General features: G+C 65.4%; 15 protein-coding genes and 2 pseudogenes. 6 read left to right on the forward strand and 11 right to left on the reverse strand.

Annotation, left to right across the window (positions count from 1 at the left end):
- Nucleotides 1-262 precede the first annotated feature (262 nt).
- The gene (locus tag AC1DW2_RS07385; protein ID WP_477005590.1) at nucleotides 263-3907 is read right to left on the reverse strand and encodes an AsmA family protein; all 3645 of its coding nucleotides are present in this window, start codon (nucleotides 3905-3907) and stop codon (nucleotides 263-265) included.
- Between the two features lie 270 nt (nucleotides 3908-4177).
- On the reverse strand, nucleotides 4178-5407 hold the full coding sequence (locus AC1DW2_RS07390) for a cytochrome P450 (protein WP_477005591.1): 1230 nt from the start codon (nucleotides 5405-5407) through the stop codon (nucleotides 4178-4180).
- Nucleotides 5408-5536: 129 nt separating this feature from the next.
- Here AC1DW2_RS07390 and AC1DW2_RS07395 point away from each other — a divergent pair, with 129 nt between their 5' ends.
- Entirely contained in the window at nucleotides 5537-6148 is a 612-nt protein-coding gene (locus AC1DW2_RS07395; RefSeq protein WP_166101723.1) for a TetR/AcrR family transcriptional regulator, read from the forward strand.
- A gap of 72 nt (nucleotides 6149-6220) precedes the next feature.
- On the opposite strand, the pseudogene AC1DW2_RS07400 reads toward AC1DW2_RS07395, so the two are convergent.
- The 3 genes and pseudogenes from AC1DW2_RS07400 to AC1DW2_RS07410 all read right to left on the reverse strand — a co-directional run.
- A pseudogene (locus tag AC1DW2_RS07400) lies at nucleotides 6221-6361 on the reverse strand (transposase); the annotation flags it as partial.
- Between the two features lie 46 nt (nucleotides 6362-6407).
- Nucleotides 6408-6773, reverse strand: coding sequence for a DUF1214 domain-containing protein (locus AC1DW2_RS07405; protein WP_477005617.1), 366 nt, complete (start codon nucleotides 6771-6773; stop codon nucleotides 6408-6410).
- 383 nt (nucleotides 6774-7156) lie between these two features.
- Nucleotides 7157-7432, reverse strand: a pseudogene (locus tag AC1DW2_RS07410) (DUF1254 domain-containing protein); the annotation flags it as partial.
- A gap of 190 nt (nucleotides 7433-7622) precedes the next feature.
- On the opposite strand from AC1DW2_RS07410, the gene AC1DW2_RS07415 reads away from it, so the two are divergent.
- From AC1DW2_RS07415 to AC1DW2_RS07430, 4 genes are all read left to right on the forward strand, one after another.
- Nucleotides 7623-8963, forward strand: a complete 1341-nt coding sequence (locus AC1DW2_RS07415) for a DUF1214 domain-containing protein (protein WP_477005592.1) — start codon at nucleotides 7623-7625, stop codon at nucleotides 8961-8963.
- Between the two features lie 595 nt (nucleotides 8964-9558).
- The gene (locus tag AC1DW2_RS07420) at nucleotides 9559-9849 is read left to right on the forward strand and encodes a hypothetical protein (RefSeq protein ID WP_231143084.1); all 291 of its coding nucleotides are present in this window, start codon (nucleotides 9559-9561) and stop codon (nucleotides 9847-9849) included.
- A gap of 129 nt (nucleotides 9850-9978) precedes the next feature.
- Complete coding sequence (locus tag AC1DW2_RS07425) at nucleotides 9979-11184, forward strand: NAD(P)/FAD-dependent oxidoreductase (RefSeq protein ID WP_477005593.1); 1206 nt, start codon at nucleotides 9979-9981, stop codon at nucleotides 11182-11184.
- 92 nt (nucleotides 11185-11276) lie between these two features.
- Nucleotides 11277-12194: an MBL fold metallo-hydrolase gene (locus AC1DW2_RS07430; protein ID WP_041953298.1), complete on the forward strand. Its 918-nt coding sequence runs from the start codon at nucleotides 11277-11279 to the stop codon at nucleotides 12192-12194.
- 94 nt (nucleotides 12195-12288) lie between these two features.
- On the opposite strand, the gene AC1DW2_RS07435 is transcribed toward AC1DW2_RS07430, so the two are convergent.
- The 4 genes from AC1DW2_RS07435 to AC1DW2_RS07450 form a co-directional block, all read right to left on the reverse strand.
- Nucleotides 12289-12846, reverse strand: coding sequence for a hypothetical protein (locus tag AC1DW2_RS07435; protein WP_477005594.1), 558 nt, complete (start codon nucleotides 12844-12846; stop codon nucleotides 12289-12291).
- A gap of 280 nt (nucleotides 12847-13126) precedes the next feature.
- A complete protein-coding gene (locus tag AC1DW2_RS07440; RefSeq protein WP_477005595.1) occupies nucleotides 13127-15712 on the reverse strand; it encodes an EAL domain-containing protein in 2586 nt (861 codons plus the stop codon).
- Nucleotides 15713-15868: 156 nt separating this feature from the next.
- On the reverse strand, nucleotides 15869-17170 hold the full coding sequence (locus AC1DW2_RS07445; protein ID WP_477005596.1) for an MFS transporter: 1302 nt from the start codon (nucleotides 17168-17170) through the stop codon (nucleotides 15869-15871).
- A gap of 230 nt (nucleotides 17171-17400) precedes the next feature.
- Nucleotides 17401-19830: a bifunctional diguanylate cyclase/phosphodiesterase gene (locus AC1DW2_RS07450; protein WP_477005597.1), complete on the reverse strand. Its 2430-nt coding sequence runs from the start codon at nucleotides 19828-19830 to the stop codon at nucleotides 17401-17403.
- Nucleotides 19831-20117: 287 nt separating this feature from the next.
- Between AC1DW2_RS07450 and AC1DW2_RS07455 the strand changes: the two genes are divergently transcribed.
- Nucleotides 20118-21284 carry an ABC transporter substrate-binding protein gene (locus tag AC1DW2_RS07455; RefSeq protein WP_477005598.1) on the forward strand — a complete coding sequence of 389 codons (1167 nt, stop codon included), beginning with the start codon at nucleotides 20118-20120 and terminating at the stop codon, nucleotides 21282-21284.
- A gap of 155 nt (nucleotides 21285-21439) precedes the next feature.
- Here the strand turns inward: AC1DW2_RS07455 and AC1DW2_RS07460 are convergent, their stop codons facing one another.
- Nucleotides 21440-22417, reverse strand: coding sequence for a hydroxyacid dehydrogenase (locus AC1DW2_RS07460; protein WP_477005599.1), 978 nt, complete (start codon nucleotides 22415-22417; stop codon nucleotides 21440-21442).
- Nucleotides 22418-22429: 12 nt separating this feature from the next.
- A complete protein-coding gene (locus AC1DW2_RS07465) occupies nucleotides 22430-24304 on the reverse strand; it encodes a TRAP transporter large permease (protein ID WP_477005600.1) in 1875 nt (624 codons plus the stop codon).
- Between the last annotated feature and the right edge of the window lies 1 nt (nucleotide 24305).

Raw genomic sequence — 24305 nt, forward strand, 5'->3', positions numbered from 1 at the left:
CGCGAGAATCCAGTAAAGTCGGCAGATCAGTTTTGCCGAGCAAAATTCGTTAAAATGCGCGGGAATGGGTTTACCGGCGGGCAAGGCGTTCGCCGCGGCGCCCGATAAAGGCAGCTGCGAACTCGCATGGTTCGAGACGCGCCGTACGGCGGCGCTCCTCACCATGAGGGTTCAGTATCTCACCGCGAAACGAGACCTCATCCTGAGGGCCCGCCGAAGCCGGGCGTCTCGAAGGATGGCCACGACGAAATTGCCCGCCGCCTCACGGATTCGACGGCGTCAGCACCAGCGGCGGCTTCGGCTTGGGTTTTGCGGGCGGCGGGCCTGGCGCCGGCCTCACCTCGATCGGCGGCGGCAGCGGGGCGATCTGCTGGCTCGCGAGCGGCGGGCTTGTAAGTGGAGGACTTGGCACCGCAGGCGCTGCCTGCGGCGCCTTCGGCGTCGGCGCGGCCTTTGCCTTCGGCGGCGCGCGGCGCGGATCGCGGCCGGGCAACGGCACGTCGGTCAGCGACGGCTCGGGCACCGGATCGGGCGAGACCAGCGTCGGCAGCGCCGCAGTCGCCGGCGGCGGCTCGCCGCGCTCGATCGCATCCAGCCGGCGCGTCTCGCGATCGATCGTGCGCACCGCGAGCCAGGACGACAGCGGCGCGAGATCGACGGTGCGGTTGAGCTTGTCAGGGGGACCTGCCGCGAACAACTGGATCTCCGGCGGCGCGCCGGAAAGCCCGGTCATGATCGGCGTCAGGCTGGCGCGGATGTCGGCCTGGTCGGCGGGAATGTCGTAGCCGCCGGAGACAATGGCGCGGGCGTTCTTTGCTTCCAGCGGTGTCGCACCGACGCGCAGGCGCCCGTCCCGGATCGTGAACGGGATCTGCGCCGAGGCGACCGCGATCGGACCTGCCGACAGCGCGGGTTCGACGAGCTGCCGCAGCCTGTTGTCGTCGGCGACCTGGCCGCCGTCGCTGGCGCGGATGGCGATCTCGAAGGCGCGCGGATTGAGGCCGCTGATTTCCGCAGCCTCGAGCGTCACCGTGCCATTGCCGGCGAGCGCACCGGTCAACGCCGCAACGCTGCGGCCCTGGCTGGTCAGGGCCATCTGCACCGAGGCGCGTCCCTTGGGCAATGCGAGATCGCGGTAGCGCAGCGCCGCCGCATCGACATTGCGGAGCTCGATACGCGCGTTCAGCGCAACGCCATTGGCGCCATTGCGCGCGTCGAAGCTCGCCGACATCTCACCGCCGCCCACACCGCCCTTGAGCGCGTCGAGCGCGAGCGACTGGCCGTCGCTCCGGATCGTGCCGCCGACCGGGCGCAGCTCGATGCCGTCAGGCAAGGTGCCGCGCAAAGCCTGGAAGGCGATGCGGCCGCGCCAGCCGCCGAGCAGCCCCGCACTCAGGGGATCGCCGGCATCATGTCCGGCGGCGCCGATGGCCATCGCGAACGCGGGCGCAAGATCGAGCGCGTCGAGGCCGATTTCGCCATCGACGCTCTTCTCCTGATCGAGCGTCACCGCGAGATGCCCGCGCAGATGCGAGCCGGCCGCGCTGCTGTCGAGATCGTCGAAGGTCAGGCGGTTGCCGGAGAGGCCGACGCGCGAGGACAGGTTGACGCTCTGCACCGATCTGTCGGTTGGACTGGTCCCGAACAGCGGCGCCAGATTGGCATTGCGCACGCGCAAATTCACGCTGGCCTTCGGCTGGGACGAACTGGGGTCCGACAATTCGATGCTGCCTTGCGCATCCGCATCCAGTCCGCCGCCACTGAGCTTTGCGTTCAATTGCAATGGCCGGCGCCAGGCGCCGCTCAACCGGCCTTCGAACTGCGAGGCGCCCTCGCCCGCGGCGACGACGCGATCGAGGCCCAGCAGCGCCAGCAATGCGCCCGCCTTCGGCGTCGATATTTTCGCGTCCAGCGTGAAGTCGCTGTTGCGCAAGCGGTCGATGTCGATGCCGTTGACCGCCGCCACCGGCGTCTGCCCGGCCAGCGTCGCTGTGGCCTTGAGCTGCGGCGCATCGAGATCGAGCACGGCGCGCGCGTCGCTGCGATCGGCATGGTCGGCGTTCTTGTCGAGGCTGAGGTCGAGCTTCAGCCGCGTCGCGCCGGGCAATGACGGGAGGGCGTCGAACCGTGCGCGCACCGAAGGCGCGATCGGCTCGAGCAGCGCGGTGAGTTCACGCAGCGAATTGGCCGAGGATTTCAGCGCGAGCTTGCCGGTGGCATGAACGCGGTCGAAGCTGCCGCTCGCTTCGGTGGTCACCCCGCTCGCCTGGCCGAAGCGCAACTGCTCCAGCGACAGCGCCGCCGGGCCGTAGCCGAGTTTCGCCGTGAACGGCCGCAGCTCCTGTCCGGCCGACATCGCGCGGCCGACATCGAGCGCAAGCTTGGCTTCCTCCGGCCATTCGCCATGCGGCCCCGCGAGCGCGCGCACGAAGCTTGCGGCGGCATCGAGGTCGAGACGGTCGGCCTTGAGCTCGGCGTCGATTCGCGAGCCCTTGCTCGCGCCGGTCTGGACGAAGGCGATGCGGCCCTCCACCGCGCCGCCCTCGATCTCGGCCTTCAGCCTGTCGACGGCGAGATGGTTGGCGGCGATGGTCACGTCGCCGGCAAGGCGCAGCGGCCGCGTGCTGCGGCGGTTGATCTCGCTGCGGCCCTGGAGCCAGGCCACCAGCGTATCGGGATCGGACGACTCGACGCTGAGACGGCCGCTGAAGCTGTCGGCGCCGGGCGTTGCGCCGTTGAGCGAGAGCTGCGTCATGCCGGGCGCGCGCAGCTCGAGCCGCTGGAAAGTCCAGGACCTTCCGTCGGTCTGAAGCTCCGCCGTGATGTTCTGGAGCGGACGCCCGCCCAGCATGATCTGGTCGGAGTTGAACTCGATCTGCGCCGGTATCGGCGCCTGCGGGATCGCCGCAAGGCCCGCGCGTAGGGCCGGCAGGACGCGCTGCGGCTCGGCATCGTCCTTGCCCGCCAGCTTGTCGGCATCGACCTGGCGCGCCGACAGCACCGCGCGCAGCAGCGGCGAGGCGCCGAACCTGACATCGCCGACACCACCAAACTTGAGTGCATTGTCCTCGGCGCCAAAGCTCGCATCGATCTGATCGAATTTGGCGCCGGCCGGATCGGCTTTGAGCTTTGCCGTGAGCTTCCAGGGTGTCGGCCCCGCCGTGCCCGCCTTCTTGACCGGGGGCACAGCGAGCGTCAGTGCGCCGTCGAATTTCGGCAGGCGGTTGTCGAAGGCGAGCACGCCTTCGAGGTCGGCCAAGATCGCACGCTCGCCGGGATCGATGTTGAGGTGGAGACGGGTGGCGCTGCCGTCGGCGCTCGGGCCGGAGGAGACGCGGAACGGATAGCGCACCCCGGTGGCGGTGAAACTGCCGTCGCCACGGACCGAGCCGGCCAGCGAGCGCACGTCGCCGAAAAAGGTGATGTCGTTCAATTCCAGCGTCGAGCGGCTGGCGGCATCGTGCAGGGCGATGCGGCCGGTGAGGTTCAGCCGTTCGATCGCAAGCGAGGCCAGGTTGAAGGTGCCGCTCGCGGTGGACGGCAAATCGACCCGTCCCTTGGCATCCAGGCCGAGATCCACCGCCATGCCGTTGACGGTCAGCTCGGTGGCGCGCCATTCGCCGCGCATCAGCGAGCTCAGGCTGAACTCGACGTCGAGCTTGTCGGCGCGCAGGCGGCCGAGATCGTTGTTGCCGCCGAAGGTGACCGAGCGCAGCCGCAGCGTCGGCGCCGGCAGCAGCCGCGCATCCAGCTCGCCCGCCACCCGCACCGGCACGCCCATGATCGTGCCCGCCTCCGCCTCGAACTGGGGCCTGAACTGGTTCCAGTCGATGAAGTAAGGCCCGATCAGCGCGGTCAGCAGCGCAATGATGAAGGCAATCGCCAATCCGAGCAGCGTCGTCTGCACGGGTCTCCCCTCGGCCAAACCGGCCCGGGCCAAACCTGAGGGCCTCAGGCGCGCCGGAACAGCCCCTTATATAAAGGGAAGTGTGGCGAAGTCACAGCGACTGTTGCGCGCGGAGGTTAACACTGGCGGGAGACCCTCATGGTGAGGAGGCGCGCTAAGCGCCGTCTCGAACCATAGAGGCCCCCGCTCCCGCGGCCATCCTTCGAGACGGCTGCTTTGCAGCCTCCTCAGGATGAGGACCGGCGCTCGCAGATGCAGCGCCGCCGGCCATCACCAGCTTGCCGGCAGGCGTTTCAGGCCGCGCAGCACGAAGGTCGGGCGCCATTCCGGGTTCTCGACGTCGTCGATGCGCAGATCCGGCAGCCGCCGCAACAGCGTCGCGATGGCGATTTCGGCCTCGATGCGCGCCAATTGGGCGCCCAGGCAGAAATGGATGCCGCCGCCGAACGACAGGGGCTTGACGTTGGGCCTGGTGACGTCGAGCCTGTCGGGGCGATCAGGGTAGACCGCCGGATCGCGGTTGGCCGAGCCGAGCAGGCACAGCACGGTCTCGCCCTTTGGGATGCTCTTTCCGCCGAGATCCGCGATGTCCTCCAGCGCCACGCGTCCGGTCATCTGCACCGAGGAATCGTAGCGCAAGAATTCCTCGATCGCGTTGACCATCAACTCGGGCCGCGCCTTCAGGAGCGCGAGCTGATCCGGATTGCGATGCAGCGCGAGCAGGCCGTTTCCGATCAGATTGACGGTGGTCTCGTGGCCGGCGCCGAACAGCAGGATGATGTTGGCGGTCAATTCCTCGTTGGTGAGCTTGTGGCCGTCTTCCTCGGCCTGCACCAGCTGGGTGGTGAGATCGTCGCCGGGATTGCGGCGGCGCAGCTCGAACAGCTGCTGGAAATACATCTGCGCCATCATGTTGCCGGCGTTGCCCTTCGCGATCTCCTCCGGCGTGAGCGGCACGGGATCGAGCAGTCGCCCGCCATCGCGCGAGCTGTTGTAGAAGGTCTCGCGATGGTCCTCGGGGATGCCGAGCATGTCGCAGATGATGGTGACAGGCAGGCGGAAGGCGAAATCCTCGATCAGGTCCATGTGGCCGCGCTCGATCACGGCATCGATGGCCTGGTCGACGATCTCCTGGATCCGCGGCCGCATGTCCTCGACGCGGCGGGCGGTGAAGGCTTTCACGACGAGGCCGCGCAGGCGGGTGTGGTCGGGCGGATCGGATTGCAGCATCCAGTGGCTCATGCTGCGGAATACCGGCTCGTCCATGATGGCAGGGCTGTAGCGGCGCTTGGAGCGCTCGACAAAGTCCTTGCCGAAGCGCTTGTCGCGCATCACCAAGCTGACGTCGGCGTGGCGGCTGGCGACGAACTGCCCGAACGGCGTCACATGGATCGGCTCGATCGTGCGCAGCCGGTCGTAATGCGGATAGGGATCGCGGATGAAGTCCGGCGACAGCGGATTGAACAGCGGTCCGCCTGCGGGTTGCACTTGCTCGTTCATGGTGACCTCAATCGGTTGCCGCATGACACGAATACGCCGGCAGTCCCCTTGCGCGCGGCGTAACCATCCCCAGGATTATAAACTCGATACATTGTTGTATCGAGTTGCATTCTGCCCTAACCTGCGCCGATGTCAAGGCTGAGAACCAGGCCGACCAGGGACGACACGCGCGACAAACTGTTCGAGGCAGCCGCGCGCGTGTTCGAGGCGGACGGCATCGGCGGCGCCAGCATCGAGGCGATCGCGGCCGCCGCGGGCTTCACCCGCGGCGCGTTCTATTCCAACTTCAAGAGCAAGGATGAATTGATCATCGCCATGCTCGAGGATCATGTCGAGCAGTCGATCCGGCGCAACCTCGACATCCTCGCGCAGCACGACAATCTCGACGATTTCATCGCGGCGCTGAAGACGATGGATCGCAGCCGGCAAGACCCGCTCGGCCGCTCGCCCCTCCTGCACATGGAGATGATCCTGTTCGTCGCGCGCGCCGAGAAGCGCCGCCCGGAGCTTGCCAAGCGGCTGCGCGCGCGGCGCAAGCTGGTCGCCGACATCGTCGAGGCTACGTTGAAGAGCAACGGCAGGAACGACACGCTGAATCCGCCGTGGATGGCCTCCGTCGTGCTGGCGCTGGAAGACGGCTTTCGCCTGCACCGCCTGATCGATCCGGAGACGACGCCGGCCGACAGTTTTCTGCGCGCGATCACGGATCTCAGGCGCAGGACGGGATTGTCGTCGAACTAGGACGCGGACTCATTAGCACGCAGCCAAATTCGGATTGACGCGAGTTTGACGAACGCCAGATAGTTGGCTGCGAACGCGACGGTCATTTACGCGCCGAACGCCGCGTGGCTTGTTTGGCAGCATCGGCTTGATGGCGGTCCATTCGTAATCGCTGAGTTCGGCGGAGGCGCTTCGCGGATGAGCAAGGAGCGCAAGCACGCATGGACTTCCCATCAACATGGGGTTTCGATTTCGAACATGCCCCATAATTGCCTCCCGCCTAGCTCACCGGCTGTGCCTCTGGAAATTTCCACCTTCCGTTCAGTATCTCAGGACGGGGGCGATAGAGCCGCACCATATAGTTCCAGCCTGGCATCGTCGGAAGGCAGTTCGGGATTATGCCGTCGCAGCCGCCGAATTGAATGACAATCGATCCTTCTGCGCTTCTCTTCCCTGTCAGATTGTTGACCGAATAGGCGTCGTGTTCGTTTTTCTGAAAGCGGCCGTCCGCATTGTAAAGGGTGACTGACCAGAAACCATCAACGTGAACGGCGTCTTTGACGGTGAGCTTGTAGACCGTCTTGCCATCGTTTTGGCTCGGATTGACGTTGAGGTATTTGGCCTCGCTATCGGGATTTCCGCCCAGCCGCCAGCGCTTCCGATCAAGCGACGCACCGGATCAACCTGCGCCTTGGTACCGAACATGCGATTTTGATCAGGCACTGTTGCGTAAAGCACCAGAAGCGCGTCCTTCACCTTCTTGTGCGTGGCGGGATCCCATTTGGGTATTTCGAAGGTGCCGGGGCTCGGCTGCGAGATTTTCACGGCATCCTGCAGGGCATGAACCTTCTTCAGGTCCTCGGGGTCACTTGGATCAACAAAGGTGCGCAACGCCAGCATCAGATAGCGCGTGCCGATTTGCTGGCGGTCGAAACTGTGGCTCCCGCCGTAATAGACGGCCGGAGTGTATTGGTCCTGATCAATCACAATCAGCGACATGAAGCGATTATCGGCATTTGGGAGCGTGACCGTTACCGGTCCCGCATCAAGGTCGAACACCGCTGCCGAGTACACCGTGTCGCGGTTGCCACGAATGACAATCTGATTGTCGACTGGCTCAATCTCGCGCCGATGAAAAAACTTACCAACGCCGTCAGCGTTTTTGACGATATTGGCAAAATAGCTGTCAGTCTCGGCGCGCGTGAAGTTGTCGGCGGTGACGGGGACGGTGTCGACGGAAGGTTGCGTCTGCACTGATGCCGCCAAGCAGACCGAAGTGAAGATCGCGAAAGCTATCCTCTTCATCGATGCCTCCCTAACTCACCGACGCGAACGTCCACTGGCCTAGCCAGACAATGCTATCCCTGTTTCGGCAGCTGTGAAGGGGTACGACTTACGTTTTTGAGTTTAAATTCAGCTGGGAATTTGCGATCAATTCGAGGTCGACGTCTGGAATGCCTGGAGGAGTGACCAAAACGGAAAGAGGGAGAAGGCAATGACAAGACTGCCCAAGTCGAAGTTAGTCTCGCTTCTTGCTCTGTGTTTCGCGCTGTTGACGGCCTCCGCATCCGCGCAGGGGCCAACACGGGTGGCTGTGCCGGACGACGCGGCAATCTCTGATGCATACATCTATTTGCTCGGCCGGGTGCTGGTCATCCGTCAGGAACACATGGATCGCGGCGCGGTAGGCTTTGCCTACAACGCGATGAAGTACGACCCGATTGGAGAGGCGGACTGGGTCAATCCGAACCTAGACACTGCATATATCGAGGCTTGGTTCGCCGTCGATCCCGATGCGCCGGTCATTTTCGAAGTGCCGGAGATCGAGGGGCGCTACTACACCGCGCAAATTCTCGACGAATGGGGTGAAGTCATAGCCAATATCAACGAGCGCATGTTCCCGTCCAAACCGTTCGGAAAGTTTGCGCTGGTGTATCCTAATTCAAACCCGAAGATACCGGCGGACGCGACGCGCATTGACCTGCATTCGGCCAAGGCGAAGCTGCTTGGCCGCGTGGAGATCAAGGGCGACAAGGACGGCGCGACGAAACTACAACATGGCTTCAAGGCAACGGCGGCCGGTTCGCCGAAGCTCAAGGACCCGCCGTCGGTCCCGATGTTCGGGAACAGGGATTTGATCGGCGTCGAAATCTTCGACGATGCCGACGCCAAGTTGGCGAGCGCACTCGACGTGGCGCCCAATGCGGCCCAGATGCAGCAGAAGGTCCGCGCTGTGGCGGCCTACGCTGCGTCGAGTCCGGAGGCTCACGCTGCTGTCGATGCCCGCATTCGCAAGACCGTCCCGGAGTTCATCGAATACACGTTCACCAAAAGCGCTCCCTATCGCGATCACTGGGTCGGCGGGGGCCGAGCCGGGAACTATGGCGCGGACTATCTGCTTCGCACCGTCGCCAATTATGCGGGCATCTGGGCCAACACGAGCGATGAGGTGATCTATTTCATAGCAACGCGGAACTCCGGGGAGCAGACCTTGAACGGCTCGAACAGCTACGTGATTCACTTTCCCGCCAACAAACTGCCGGAGAACGTCATCGACGCCTTCTGGTCCGTCATTCTTGTCGGCGTGCCGGACTACCGCGTAGTGCCGAACGCGCTGAACCGGTTCAACTTCAACAATTACTCGCCGCTTCAGAAGGAGCCGGACGGGTCCCTGAAAATCACGCTTGGCCCGACGCCAGTCGCTGGTGTTCCGGAGTCCAATTGGCTGCCTACGCCTGAAGGCAAGCCGTTCTCGCTGACGTTCCGTACCTACGTGCCGAAAGAGATCGTCAAAACCGGGGAATGGCGGCCTGCGCCGGTAGTGAAGATAGATTGAGTTACCCATTTCGGTCGCGAATGACACAACGCAGACGTTCGCGATTGAAAGGGCGCGTGCGTGCGTCATTTGAATGTTGACGTTTCAGTTGGAGGGGACGAGCTTGTGTGAAGGGGCAATATTAGGTGCTTACCAAAGCCCACACGGGCAGGATCGGAAGGAGCGCCGAAATGGAAAGCGACCGCAACGGCAAAAAGGTTATCGCAAATTCCGGCTTATCTTCGTCGAGCCGCCGCAATTTCCTACTTACTGGCACCTCGCTCGCTGCGTTGGCCACGGCCTAGCCTGGATCGCCGATATCAGGCCCACGACCGGACCGTCATCCGACCGGCGTTGAATTCTCCGACAACTCGCCGCCCGCCCCAATCGTGCGTTTTTGAAAACGTGCGCCTGATTGCCGCAGGATCGGACAAGGCATTGCCGCTTCGGGAAATACGCCGGGCCTCCGCGCCGCTAACCGGCTAGGCGCCGGGCGATTGGCGCAGGCGCGTGGGTTAGCAGCAATCTCTCGACAGGGACGGCAATCGCTCTGGCGCAGTCGACGATCCGGTTGGCTAAACATCGCAACGTCACATCATGGGGACGGAGACAAACGATGGACAGGAAACGGCTAGCAATCGCGCCACGACGGAAGGCGGTCTCGACGGCGCTCATGTACGGGCTTTCGCTGACCGTGCGTTTCACCTCGCCGACGGCCGAAGAGGCGCCGCCACAAGCCGCGCAGAACGCCAAGGTCTCGACGTCGATCCTGATCGATCGGGGCTGGACCAACAAACCTGCGCTGCCGGTCGCCCTGCGCGGCTGGCCATCGGGCCCGCGAAGCTGCCGCGCAGGATGTGAAGGCCCTGCGCTGCTGTCCTCGCTGCCCAACTGCACCGCGCCGTAAGGACCAGGCGGTCTCCGTCTCACCTCTTCGCGTCATCATCGCTCGCAACAGGCACTGCTCGCATCGAGCGGCGGCGATGGCGCGCGTTTCGAACCAACAAACCCAGAACCAAATCCAGGAGTGAACCACATGCGACTGCTCATCATTGGCGCCGGCTTCGCCGGCATGTACGCCGCCCTCTCCGCCGCCCGCCTGCGCGACATTCAGGGCGTCTCGCCGGAAGAGCTCGAGATCGCGCTGATCGCACCGGAGCCGACGCTGGTGGTCCGCCCTCGGCTCTATGAGCCGAAGCCGGAAACCCTGACGGCGCCGCTGCTCGATGTCCTCAAGGCGATCGACGTCGACTACATCCAGGGGAGCGCCGAGACCGTCAACACCGAGGCGCTGACGGTGCAGATCTCGACTCCCAAAGGCACGCGCAAGACCCTGTCCTATGACCGCCTGGTGATCGCCACCGGCAGCCGCCTCTTCCGACCCAATATTCCCGGCCTTGCCGAGCACGGCTTCAGCGTCGACTCGCTCGACGATGCGGTTGCTCTCGACAAGCATCTGCATGGCCTCGCCGACCGGCCGGCCGTCAATGGACGCGACACGGTCGTGGTCGCCGGCGGCGGCTTCACCGGTATCGAGGCGGCGACCGAGCTGCCCGCGCGCCTGCGCGCCATCTTCGGCCAAAACGCCAGGACGCGCGTGATCATCGTCGAGCGCAACGGCGCAATCGCTCCCGACATGGGCGAAGGCTCCCGCCCGGTCATCGAGCAAGCGCTGCGCAAGCTCGGCGTGGAGACAAGGCTCGGCACCGGCGTTGCCTCGCTCGACAAATCCGGCGTGACGCTGTCGACCGGCGAACACATCGAAACCGAGACGGTGGTCTGGGCAGCCGGTATTCGCGCCGCGCCCCTGACAGCGCAGATTCCCGCCGAGCGCGACAATTTCGGCCGGCTGCTGGTGGACCGCGATCTGCGCGTGCCCGGCATCGCCGGTGTCTTCGCCACCGGCGATGCCGCGCGGGCCGCATGCGACGACGAGGGCAATTACGCGCTGATGTCGTGCCAGCACGCCACGCGGATGGGCGCCTTTGCCGGCAACAATGCCGCCGCTGAACTCCTGCGCGTCCCGACCAGGCCGTATCACCAGAAGGCCTACGTCACCTGCCTCGATCTCGGCGAAGCCGGCGCGCTGTTCACGCGCGGCTGGGAGCGCAAGGTCGAGATGGTCGGCGACGTCGCCAAGAAGACCAAGCAGGAGATCAACACGGTCTGGATCTACCCGCCCTGCGCCGAGCGTGCCGCAGCGCTCGCGTCGGCCGATCCGGAACGTGTGACGAGCCTCTAGAAGCACGAAACGATCACGGCCGCACCTCCCTGGCTGCGCGGCCTGCTCAACCAAGGCCAGCCGGGAGCCCTACCTTGAAACAGGAGACCAACATGAACCTGCACAACACCTCATACCCCGCGACATCGAAGCCGGAAGAGCTCGTTCCATCGCGCTACGCGCTGAAGGTCGGCGAAATCGACGTGCTGGTGGTCAGCGACGGCGTGCTGCCGCTGCCAACCACGATGCTGGCGCACAATGCCGACCCGGCCGTCCGGGCGACCTGGCTGCACGACATGTTCCTCCCGCAGGACGCTTTCGACTGGGCGCTGAATGCGGTCGTGGTCCGCAGCGGCGACAAGACCATCCTGATCGATGCTGGACTGGGGTCAGACCCGGATCTGCACTTGCCGCGCGCCGGCCAGTTGATCAAGCGACTGGAAGCCGCCGGCATCGATCTTTCGTCCGTGACCGATCTGGTGCTGACCCACTTGCACATGGATCACATTGGCGGACTGCTCGTCGACGGGGTGAAGGAGCGGCTGCGCAAAGACCTGCGGATCCACGTGGCGGCCGCCGAGGTCAAATTCTGGGAGGCGCCCGATTTCTCCCACACCGCGATGCCGCCGGGCTTCCCGGACGCGCTTCGGGCGACCGCTAAGCGGTTCGTCAAGGAGTACGGAAGTCAGCTGCGGCAGTTCGATGAGCAGCACGAGGTTGCGCCGGGCGTCGTCGTTCGTCGCACCGGCGGTCACACCCCCGGACACAGCGTGGTTCGCGTGGCATCCGGCGGGGACGGGCTGACATTCGCCGGCGACGCCGTGTTTGCCGTCGGGTTCGATCAACCCGACTGGCACAACGGTTTCGAACACGACCCCGAGGAGGCGGCGCGCGTTCGGGTCGGTCTGTTGCGAGAGATTGCCGCGAGCGGCGAGATGCTGGTGGCAACCCACATGCCGTTCCCGTCCGTCGGCCATGTGGCGGTCGCCGGCGATGCCTTTCGCTGGGTGCCGGTGTTCTGGGATTACTGATCGCTCGCTGAGCCAACGTGAGACCAGGGCGCGCATTCATGGCGGGCCCTGGTTTCGATGCGGCGAACCGAGTCAGCGCGGCGCGCCGCCGATATCAGATCCGATCGTTGATCAGGACGCCGGACAACGACGGATCGTTCGCATTGGTCGTATCGCCTGCTTTCGTCGCGCTATAGGTCGAGTCCGCAAGCGAGCTTTTCAACTGCTGGAGAAACTGCTGCAGCAGCTCCGCCGTCGAATTGCCGCTTGACGAGTCGTCCGTGCCGTTGACCGAGGGAGGCTCGCCGGATGGCGGTGGCCCGTCCGGCGGCGGTCCACCCGCTCCGTGCGGTCCGTGCGAGAGCGCCGCCTTGAAAATTCCTTGCAGCTCGGTGGCCTGCTCGTCCGTCAACTTGCCGGCCGACACTTGCTGCTGGATGAGGCCATTAATCTTCGACGCGAAGGCGTCAGGCGAAGATGTCCCGCCGCCGGATTGATCGCTTGCGCCGGTTGACTGCAACGCGGAGCCGATGCTGCTGAGCGCGGCCGACAGCGCCGACTGATCCGACGCATCGATCGCGCCGGAATCGACTTCCGTTTGCAGTTCGTCTTGTAATTGTTGCAACGGTGATGAGCGGTGGTGATGGGAGGAGAGCGCAGAAATCGAGGTCATGGTGGCTTTCCGTGCTTTTGGCGGACCCGAGGTGACGTTGCCCCGAGTCCCATCCAGTCCTGAGTTCGCCCTGGCAGTTGGATTTGCCCGGTTGCGCGGTGGTAGGAACGGGAGCTGGCGCGGAGCATTTGGCAGGGCGCCGCTCCGGTTGCTCGATATTGCCAATCGGCAATCAGTAATATCCAGAAACAAAAATCCGACCAGCCGATCATCAGCCGGGGTTGGAGCTACCCGTTGAAAGGGATGACTGCCAGATTGTGCGCGAATGCCCTGGAGCCGACTACGCCGACCGCTTCACCACGTCGCGACCGGACGGCGTAACATCGAGCCGCCCCAGCATCGCCCTCGCCTGCTCGGCGCAGTGCTCGATCAGCCAGAGCTCGAATGCGACCGGCGGCAGCGCGGGCGCGTAGAGGAAGCCCTGGACGACGTCGCAGCCGAGCTCGGCCAGCGTCCTGCGCTGGCCTTCGGTCTCGACGCCTTCGGCGACGACGGTCATGCCGAGGCCCTGTCCGACGCGCACCACGGCGGTAGCGACCGCGAGCGCGCCCGCGTCTCTCTCGATGTCGCGCATGAAACTGCGGTCGATCTTCAGCTCGCGGATCGGCAGATGCGCGAGCCGGCTGAGGCTGGAATAGCCGGTGCCGAAATCGTCCACGGAAAGCCCGACGCCGAGCTCGCGGATCGCGTTCATCGTCTCCAGCGCGGCGACGCTGTCCCGCATGAACGTGCCCTCAGTGATCTCGAGCATCAGCGCGTCCGGCGGCAGATCGTATTCGGCGAGAATGTCCTTGAGCCGCGCCGCCAGCGTGACGTTGCGGAAATTGATCGGCGACAGGTTCACCGACACGCTGGGAATGCCCAGCCCGGCGCGGCGCCAGTCCGCCATCTGCCGGCAGGCCTCACGCACCGACCACAGGCCGATCTGCTCGATCAGGCCGCACTCCTCAGCGAGCGGGATGAACTTCGCCGGCGAGACGTCGCCGAGCACGGCATCATGCCAGCGCGCCAATGCCTCGACGCCGTGGACGGCACCGTCGCAACTGCGGATCTGCGGCTGGTAGCTGAGGGTCAGCGCGCCCTCGGCGATGGCGCGCCGCAGCGCGGCAATCAGCGCCAGGCGCTGCTCGGTGAGCCCGTTCATTTCGGCGCTGAAGATGCGATGGGTGGAGCGGCCGGCCTGCTTGGCCATGTACATGGCCGCGTCCGCCTGCTGCATCAAGGTGTCGATGTCGGTCGCATGGTCGGGATAGAGGCTGATGCCGATGCTTGCCGACATCTGCAGCTGCCTGGAGCCAAGCCGCAGCGGCGCGGCGAGCGCCTCCGCGACCCCGGCCGCGACGCGCTCGGCGCTCTCGGCATTGCGCTGCGGCAGCAGGATGACGAACTCGTCGCCGCCGAGCCGTCCCAGCATGTCCTCAGGGCCAATCTGCTCGCGCAGGCGCTGCGCGAGCTGGATCAGCAGCTCATCGCCGGCGGCGTGGCCGAACGTGTCGTTGACGTCCTTGAAATGATCGACGTCGAGGAAGGCCAGCGCGACGTGGCTGCCGGTCGGGCAGGCATCGATGGCCGTGTTGATCAGGTGCCGCAGCTGCGCGCGGTTCGGCAGCCCGGTGAGAATGTCGTGATAGGCGAGCCGCGCGATCTCGGCCCGCGCTTCCTTGCGCTCGATCGCGAAGGCGCCGAGGTCGACGCAGGCATTGACGATGCGGCGGTGCCAGGCGCTCGGCGCGCGCGTTTCACGGAAATAGAAAGCGAAGGTGGCGATGACCCGGCCGTCCTTGGCCTTGATCGGTGTCGACCAGCAGGCGCGCAGGCCCACTTCGAGCGGACGCGTCTTGTAGGGCTGCCAGCGCGGATCGGTATCGAGATCTTCGGCCAGCACCGGTTCACCGTAGAAGGCCGCGGTGCCGCAGGATCCGACATTCGGACCGATCGCGATGCCGTCCAGCGCACGCGAATAGTCCTCGGGCAGGCTGGGGCCGCCGAGCGGGTGGACGAGGCCCGCGGCATCGACGTGAAGCAACGAACAAACCACGTCGGGCGCGATCTCCTCAACCCGGCGGCACAGCCTGTCGGCGATATCGGTGATCGGAACCTCGTCGGCCAGCGCACTCATGATGAGCTGCTGGAGCGAGCGCAGTTGCCTGGTCTCGGTGATGTCCTCGAGCAGCGCGAAGATGTGCCTGGCACGGCCCTTCTTGTCGCGGAAGACGTCGATACGGGCGCAGACCCAGATCTCCTCGCCGTCCTTGTTGTAGACCAGCGTCTCGATTTCGCCGCGGCGGCCGCCGGTCATCAGGCGCTTGACGAGCTTCGCGACGGCCTTCCGATCGGTGTGGCGGCCGGCGATCAGCGCGCCGGCGCGGCGGCCCTCGGCCTCCTCGCTGGTGTAGCCAAACAGCGTCGCGAAGGTGGAATTGACGTAGACAATGTTCTGCTCCGTGTCGGTGATGAGCACCGCGCGGTTGGTCTGGTCGGAGACGGCGTGGAGAAGCCCGATCCTGACGCGGCGCTCGGCCTCCGCGGTGACGTCACGCGCGAACACGACGTGATGGCTGACGCCGCCACGCGTGACGGATGAAAGCGAGATCGCCGCCCGGATCCGGGTGCCGTCGCGCCGCACGAGGCTGATCTCGTCGCGGAACTCCGCGACCGGATCGGCCTGAAGGCATTTGAGCGTGAGAAGTTCGGCGTCGCGGCCGAGCGCCTCGGCGCGCGCGAGTTTCCAGATCCGCTCTGCACCGGCATTGAAATGCGTGATGCGACGCGCGCTGTCGACGATGACGATACCGCCGTCGGCGCAGTCGAGCGCAGCCAGCAGCACGTCCGGAATTTCTGTCATGGGACAATCGACGGCAGACATCGTTGGACCCGGATGCATCGGGAAGATGGCAAGGGGGGCCGACGCTAGCGCCGCGATGGTGTCCAAGACGTTTTTGCAACCGGGTCGCGTCCGGCCAAGAGGCAACATGCTTAACGGCTCGCGAAAGCTGCGAAAGCAATTCGATGCGTTCGGAACCTATTCGGCCGCGCTCGTGGGCTTGAGCTTGTGCAGCCGGCCGGCCACCGCCCGCACCTTGCGTGGAGCGGCCTGCCAGACCGCGAGCGCCGACAGTCCGCTCACGACCATGGCGATGGCGAAGGCGAGCGTGTAGTCGCCGGTGCGATCATAGAGGAAACCCGTGAGCCAGGGACCCGCCGCGCCGCCGGCCAGGGCGGCCAGCATGATCGTTCCAAAAATGCTGCCCTGGTGCCTGCCCTGGAAGATCTCGAACACCACCGCGCCCATGATCGAGGTGAGGCCGTAGCCGAGCGCGCCTTGCGCGAACACCATGACATAGACCAGCCACAGCGACGGCTGGAATTTCAGCGCCATCAGCGCCGCGAAACAGATCGCAAAGCCTGCGCAGCTGATCGCCCACACCCATTCCCGCCCGATCCGGTCGGAGACATGGCCGAGCAGGATCTGGCCGGGAATGCCGAGCAGGCTGACGATGCCGAGCGCCCACACCGCGACACCGGGGCTGAAGCCGATGTCGAGCAGGAATTTGGTCTGGTGCACTTGCACCGCGTACCAGATGTACAGGCCGCTGAAATAGCCGAGCGCGATCCACCAGAAGCGCGCGGTCGCAACCGCCCGCTTGAGCGTCCAGTCGGTGCCGACCCAGACGGGATCGACGATGTTGGAGACCGCTGTCGCCGCGCCCGCCGCCGGCGTGGCATCGCCGTCCGGCTGGAGGCCGATGTCTTCGGGCCGCTTGTGGAGGAACAGATTGATCGGCGCCAGCACGACGAGGATGAGCAGTCCCATCGCGGTACAGGCGGTGCGCCAGCCGGTCTCTTCGATCATGTGCTGCACCCAGGGCAGCAGCGTCACCGAGCCGATGCCGACGCCGGCAAATGCAATCCCGATGGCGAAGCCGCGCTTGCGGATGAACCAGTTCGGCAGGAACAGCGACTGGCCGGAATAGCCGAGACACACCGAGCCGGCGCCGACCATGACGCCGATGGTCACGTAGAGATGCCAGGGCGTGCTGGTGAGTGGCGCGAGCAGCAGTCCGCCGCCCATCAGCACAACACCGAGCTCCATCACCGCGCGCGGGCCGGCGCGATCCATCAGGCGCCCGATCAGCGGGCTGACGATGCCCGACACGACGAAGCCGAAGGAGAACGCGCCGGCAGTGACGCCGCGTTCCCAGCCGAATTCCGAGATGATGGGAGGAAAGAACAGCGAAAACGCGGTGCGCGCGTTGACGCCGATCGCCATGGTCACGAAGGTCACCGCGACCACGACCCAGCCGTAGAAGAACGGAAGCCGCATGTTGTGCTTATTTCATCCCTAGATGGTGCTACCGACCATCCAGGGCCGTCTGGGTCAAGCGATTTTCGCGAATGTGTTTCTTGGCGGGTCGCAGAAGTTGCCACATCGTCATGGCCGGGCTTGTCCCGGCCATCCACGTCTTCGCTACGCGGAACAATGAACGTGGATGCCCGGGACAAGCCCGGGCATGACGACCTCTCGTATATGTTCAAATGTTGCGAGGCTCGCGCTCAGGCAGCGTCGCGCTGCGAAGCCCGGACGGGCGCGTCGAATGCGATCTGGTCGACCGGCTGCGGGCGTCCGAACAGATAACCTTGCGCAAAATTGACGCCGAGCACGGTTAGCCGCTCGAACTCCTCGCGTGTCTCGACGCCTTCAGCGGTGACCGACATATCGAGTCCGCGTGCGAGCGTCACGATCGAGGCGATGATCGCGGAGCTGCGCGGCTGATGCGTGAGGTTGCGGATGAAGGATTTGTCGATCTTGATCTTGTCGAACGGGAACGTGGTCAGATAGCTCAGCGACGAATAGCCGGTGCCGAAATCGTCGAGCGCCAGCTCGATGCCGATGTGCTTTAGCCGCTCCATGAAGGCAAGGTTCTCGACGCCGCGTTCCAGCAGCACGGATTCGGTGATCTCGATCTCCAGCCGCTGCGGCGCCAGGCCGGAATCTGCCAGCGCCGCGCAGATCGTCTCGAACAGCTCGGTTTCCTTGAACTGGATCGGCGACAGGTTCACCGCAACCATGAGATCGCATGGCCAGGCGGCGGCGTCCGCACAGGCGCGCCGCAGCACGAATTCGCCGAGCGGCACGATCAGCCCGGTTTCCTCGGCAAGCCCGATGAACTGGTCCGGCGGGATCAGGCCGCGGCTCGGATGCCGCCAGCGCACCAGCGCCTCGAAGCCGCGACGGCCACCGCTGGCGACGTCCATAAAGGGCTGATAGTGCACCTCCAGCTGGCACTGCGCGATGGCATCGCGCAAATCGCCTTCCAGCGTATTGCGGGCCTCGAGCTCGACCGACATCGCCTCGTCGTAGATGGTGAAGCAGTTGCGGCCGGCCGATTTCGAGCGGTAGAGCGCGAGGTCCGCCTTCTTCAGCAGCTGCTCCTGGTCGCTGCCGTGGTCCGGTGCGATCGCGATGCCGATGCTGGTGCCGATCTCGACGCGATGGCCGGGCAGCAGGAACGGTTCGGCGACCAGCTTCGCGATCCGCGCGGCGAGTTCGGTCGCGCAGGACCGCTGATCGTCGCAAGCCTCCTGGATGATGGCGAACTCGTCGCCGCCGAGCCGCGCCAGCACGTCGGTGGCACGCAAGGCAGATCTCAGCCGCAGCGCCACCTGGCGCAGCAGCGCATCGCCCGCACCGTGGCCGAGCGAGTCGTTGACGTTCTTGAAGCGGTCGAGATCGAGCATCAGGATCGCGAACGGCAGGCCCCGCACGCTCAACTGGCTGTTCATCATGTCGAGCCGGGTCAGGAAGAAGGCGCGGTTCGGCAGCCCGGTCAGGATGTCGGTCTGGGCGAGCTCCAGCACCCGCCGGTTCGCCAGCGACAGCCGCCGCGAGTTGCGGCTTGCGAGCATGAGATAGGTTGCGAGCGACAGCGTCAGCAGCATGCCGACGACGATGACGGCAACCGCGCGGTCATAGGCCGTCTCCAGCGAACCGCCGGCCGTCGGCATGGCGCGCACCTGCCAGTCGGTATCCCCGATCTTGAGGCTGCCCGACCAGTGCAGCGCCCGGGCGACGTCCCGCATCGACTGCGGCGACGAGGCGGCCGACGAATAGTCCGGCAGGGTTTGTTCCAGGCTGACGATCTGTCCCGTGAAGGGCGGATAGACGTTCACGCTGACCGCGGGGCTTGCTCCCGTGGTCACGCGAATGGACTGGATCAGCAGCGGCAGGTCGAAGACGCCGACGACGAAGCCCGCCAGATTGCGGCGCCGGTCCGCCACCGCCTCGCGCGAGGTTCCCTTGGCGTAGACGGGGATTGCAACGAGCACGTCGGGCTGCCGGCCGCCCTCCTTCGGTTCGTAGAGGCGCGTGCGAATGGCGGCGACGCGGTCGTTGTCGCGCGCGCGCTCAAGGGCTGCGCGGCGCTCCGGAACGGTCGCGTAATCCATGCCGTAGACCGACGACGTCTTCGGCTGGGTCGAGTAGAACACCGGGAAATATTCATCGGCTTGCGGCGCGGTCGCGAAGGTCTCGCCCTGGAGCGACTTGATGCGATAGCCGGACACGCCGTCCGTGGCCGCTGCGGCCTCGTATTCGGCGCGCTCCTTGCGGTTGACGCGCGGCAGCCAGGAGATGCGCAGCATGCCGGGATGACGTTCGAACAGCCGGGAGCTGAAGGTCTCGAATTCGCTGCGGGTGATTTCCTCGTTGGTCGATTCGAACAGCGTACGCAGCGCGACGAGCCTGGAGATGTACTCGCTCATGCCGTTCTGCATGACGATGGCTTCGGTTTCCGCGGCGTTCTCGAACTCGATCCTGTTGACGCGGTCTTCCCATCGCGCCACGGCAGCGGCGCCCACGAGCGAGAACAGAAGACCGACGCCGACTGCGACGAGCGCAGGGCGATAGAGTCCGAGCAGCGGCGCGGCGCGCCACCATCCGGTCCTACGTTCCCGATCCTGATCGTTCTGACCCCGACCGCCCATCTTGATCCCGCAAGTCCCCCTCGGCGCGGCAACCCACTTCTGGTTGAGCTGCCGGAACTGCTATCGGACAAGGATCGGGGTTAAGAACCGCACAATTTCAGAACCGGGTCGTCGCAGATTGCGCGGCTTAGTTAACGATTGGCCTGCAAGCAGGGCCCATTGTGCGAGCAATTTGCCGCTTTTCCCCGGACTCTTACGGAGCACCGTTACATCGGGGGTTAGCGAGCTGTTCAGGGCGACGGGACTATCGTTTCCGGCAGGTATTCCCTTATCCGRCAAACATCCTCATGACACGATCGCGATCAGCGGCCTGCGTCGCTCTGGCCGTCGCGCTACTCGCCGCCGCCAATCCTGCAGCGAAAGGCGGCGAGGTCGGCGTCAGCGACGATGCGATCCTGTTCGGCCAGGCCGCCGCGCTCGAAGGCCCCTCCTCCGCGCTCGGACAGCGGATGCGGCAAGGCATCGTCGCGGCATTCACCGAGATCAACGAAAAGGGCGGCGTCCACGGCCGCAGGCTCCAGCTCATCAGCCGCGATGACGGCTACGATCCCGACCGCTCGGTGGCGCAGACGCTGCGGCTGATCGAGGACGACAAGGTGTTCGCGCTGATCGGCGCGGTGGGCACGCCGACCGCGATGGCGACGATACCGATCACCAGTACCAGGAACATCCCCTTCATCGGCCCCTTCACCGGCGCTGAATTCCTGCGCGACCTCGAGCTTGCGAACGTCGTCAACATTCGCGCAAGCTATGGCGCTGAAGCGGAGGCCTGGGTCAAGCACCTCACCGAGGATCGCCACTTCACCCGCATCGGCATCTTCTACCAGGACGATTCCTTCGGCCGCGACGGTCTTGCCGGCGTGAAGAACGCGCTTGCCAAGCGCGGCCTCGAGCTCGCCGCCGAAGGCACCTTCGAGCGCAACACCCGCGCGGTCGGCTCGGCCTGGCGGATGCTCAAGCGCGCCGAGCCCGAGGCCATCGTCATGGTCGGAACCTACGGCCCCTGCGCGGAGTTCATCAAGCTCGCGCATCGCAGCGGCTTCCATCCGACCTTCGTCAACATCTCCTTCGTCGGCGCCAATGCGCTCGCCCGAGAGCTCGGCCCCGACGGCGAAGGCGTCATCGTCTCGCAGGTCGTGCCGTTTCCCTGGGATCGCTCGCAAAAGCTCGTCGCCGACTACCAGGCGGCGCAGCAGGCATTCGACCCGACGCTGACACCGGACTTCGTGTCGCTCGAAGGCTATCTCTCCGGCCGCCTCGCGGCCGCGGCGCTGGAGAAGGCCGGGCCGCAGCCGACCCGCGCGAGCCTGTTGCGCGCCATCAACGACGTCGGCCGCTTCGACATCAGCGGCAGCATCGTCACCGTCGGCGCGCGCATGACCGACGCGCCGCCGAAGGTGTTCTTGACCGTGATCCAGAAGGACGGAACGTTCAGGGCGGTGGATCGGCTGTAGCTGCAGCAGGACGTCGTCATGCCCGGGCTTGTCCCGGGCATCCACGTTCTTGGCATCGCGGGCAAAGGCGTGGATGGCCGGGTCAAGCCCGGCCATGACGATGCGGAAGCTTTGGTGCGCACAGCGACTGTATAACTTGCGTTAGCTCCGCAGCTTCAAGGCCGCCGCGTCCAGCGCTCGGCGTTGACGGCGCCTTGCGGGACTTCGCCTTTGACGATCGCCTCGACCTGCCGCACCGTTTCCAGCGACTGGTATTCGATCGCCTCCGGCGTCAGCCCGCCGACATGCGGCGTGGCGATGACGTTCGGCAGTTTTGCGAGCTCCGGGCTCGGCATCTGGTCGGGCGCGCGGCCGACATCCATCGCCGCGCCGGCGATGCGGTTCTCGCGCAGCGCGCGTGCCAGCGCGGCCTCGTCGACGAGATTGCCGCGCGAGAGATTGATGAAGACGGCATGCTTCTGCATGCGCGCCAGCGCCGCCTCGCCGATCAAATTCTCGGTCTGCTCGTTGGCGATCACGAGGCAGACGACGTAGTCGGACGCACCAAGAAGCTCGTCGAGACCGACCTGCCGGATCGCGCTGTCGCTGACATCAGCGAAGGGATCGGAGACCAGCACCTCCATGCGCATCACCTTGGCGATTTCGGCGAGATAGCGCCCGATGCTGCCATAGCCGATGATGCCGATCTTGCTGCCGGCGAGCTGGCGGCCCATCCGCGCCTCGACCTTGCGGCCGGCCTGGTAATCCGCCGTCGCCCGCGACACGCCGCGGGAGAGATCGACCATGTAGCCGATCGCAAGCTCGGCCACCGCCTGCACGAAGCCGGGCCCGGCCCGCGTCACGAGCACGCCGGCGTTCGAGGCCGCATCGACATTGACGTTGCGGATGTCGACGGCACAGCGGACGAAGGCACGCAAGCACGGCAGTTGCGCGAAGATCTCGCCGCGCCCTTCCGTCATGCGATCGGCGACGATGATGTCGGCATCTTTGGCCGCGCGCACGAGGCCGGCAGCGTCCAGCGTGTCATCCCTCTCGTGCAGGATCACCTCGGCGGCTGCGCGCAGGCCGTTCAGGCTGCGGTCGCCGTAGTAATTGCGACGCATCTCCGGCGTATGGGCGAGCAACACTTTCAAGACAGGACTCCCTTAGTAGCCGAATGCCCGCGGTAGCGCGGTCGAGAGCCATGGCACGAAAGCGATGACGAGCAGGCAGAGGAACAACAGGCCGAGATAGCCCATGATCGGCTTCACCGTCTGCTCGATCGGGACATTACCGATCAGGCAGGCGCCATAGAGTCCGAGCCCGAGCGGCGGCGCGAACAGGCCGATGCCCATCGCGATGACCAGCACGACGCCGAAATGCAGGGGATCGACACCGAGCTGCACGGCCACCGGCAGCAGCAGCGGCCCGAAGATGATCAACGCGGCCGCGCCTTCCAACACCGAGCCCATCACGATCAGCACGCCGATCGCGAGCAGGATGAACAGCCACGTCCCTGATGTCTTGGACAATCCCAACATGAAGTCGCCGACCGCGTGCGGCACCTGCTGCAGGGTCAGCGTGAACGCCAGCGACTGCGCGGCGGCGACGATGAACAGCACGAGCCCCGCACGCGTCGCGCCCTGCACGAAGCTGTGTGCGGCCGACTTAAAGGTGAGCTCGCGGAACACGACGCTGCCGACGACGAGCGCATAGGCCACGGCAAACGCGGAGATCTCCGTCGCCGTCGCAAATCCGCTCTTGAAGCCGAAGAAGATCATGAAGATCAGGCCGAACGAGGCGATTGCGCCGCTCCACAAGCCCGACACCGGCATCTGCGGCGCAACGTCCTCGGTATCCGCCGGCCGCTTGCCGAAGATGATCGAGACGGCGATCAGAACCAGCGCCATCAGCGCCGCCGGCAAGAGGCCGGCCACGAACAGCCCGCCGATCGACAGGTTCGCGACGAAACCCAAGATGATCAGGTTGATGCAGGGCGGAATGGTTTCCGCCATCACCGCGGATGCGGCAAGCAGCGCCACCGCGCCGCCCGGGTTCTGCTTCGAGCGGCGCGCCGCCGGGATCAGCACCGAGCCGACCGCGGCGACATCCGCCATCTTCGAGCCCGAGATGCCGGAGAACAGCACCATCGAGGCCACCATCACGACATTTAGGCCGCCGCGCATACGGCCGACGCCGCGCTGTAGCAGCTCGATCAGCCGCACCGACATGCCGTTGGCTTCCATGAGGTAGCCGACGAGGATGAAGAAGGGGATCGCGAGCAGCACGAAATTGTCGATGCCGCGCGCCATCTGCTGGGCGAAGATCACGCCGGGCAGCCCGCCCTCGACCCAGATGAAGATCAGCGCGGCCAGCGCCAGCGCGAACCCGATCGGCAATCCGCCGAACAGGGTTGCGAAGAAGCCGATAAACATCAGCGTGCCCGCCGACGGCACCGTGGACGGCGACAGATAATCCCAGGCGAGATAGAGGCCGCTGACGATGACGACCGCAACGAGGCCCCTGACGATGACGGGCAACGGCCGCGCGCAGAGCTGGTCGATCGCGAACACCGTCATGAACAGCGCGCCGATGCCCATCGGGTAGAAGGTCAGCTCCAGCGGCAGGCCGGACCCGGTGGTCTGGCCTGAAGTCAATGATCCCAGCTTGATCGCATTGTAGGCGACATAACCCGAGATCAGCACGACCAGAAGCGCGCTCGCGGCATCGACCAGCGCGCGCAGCCGCACCGGCAGCAGATCGCGGAAGAAGGACACGCCGACATTCTCGCCACGCGCGAGCGCGCTCGCCGCGCCGAAGAAGGCCGAGCCGACCATCAGGCCGCGCGCGACGTCATCAGACCATTCGACCGGCGCATTGAAGCAGAAGCGCAGCAGCACGGAGGCGCAGACGACCACGAGATCGGCGGCCAGGAGGATGGCCGCGATCGCGTCGCTGAGGCGAAGCAGCAGCGTAATGCTCCCGTGGCGGCCGCCCGAGAGGGGTACGGCGCCTGTCAACGCCATCTCAGACTTGGTCATC

It is taken from the genome of Bradyrhizobium sp. P3_C3 (genome assembly GCF_056402655.1).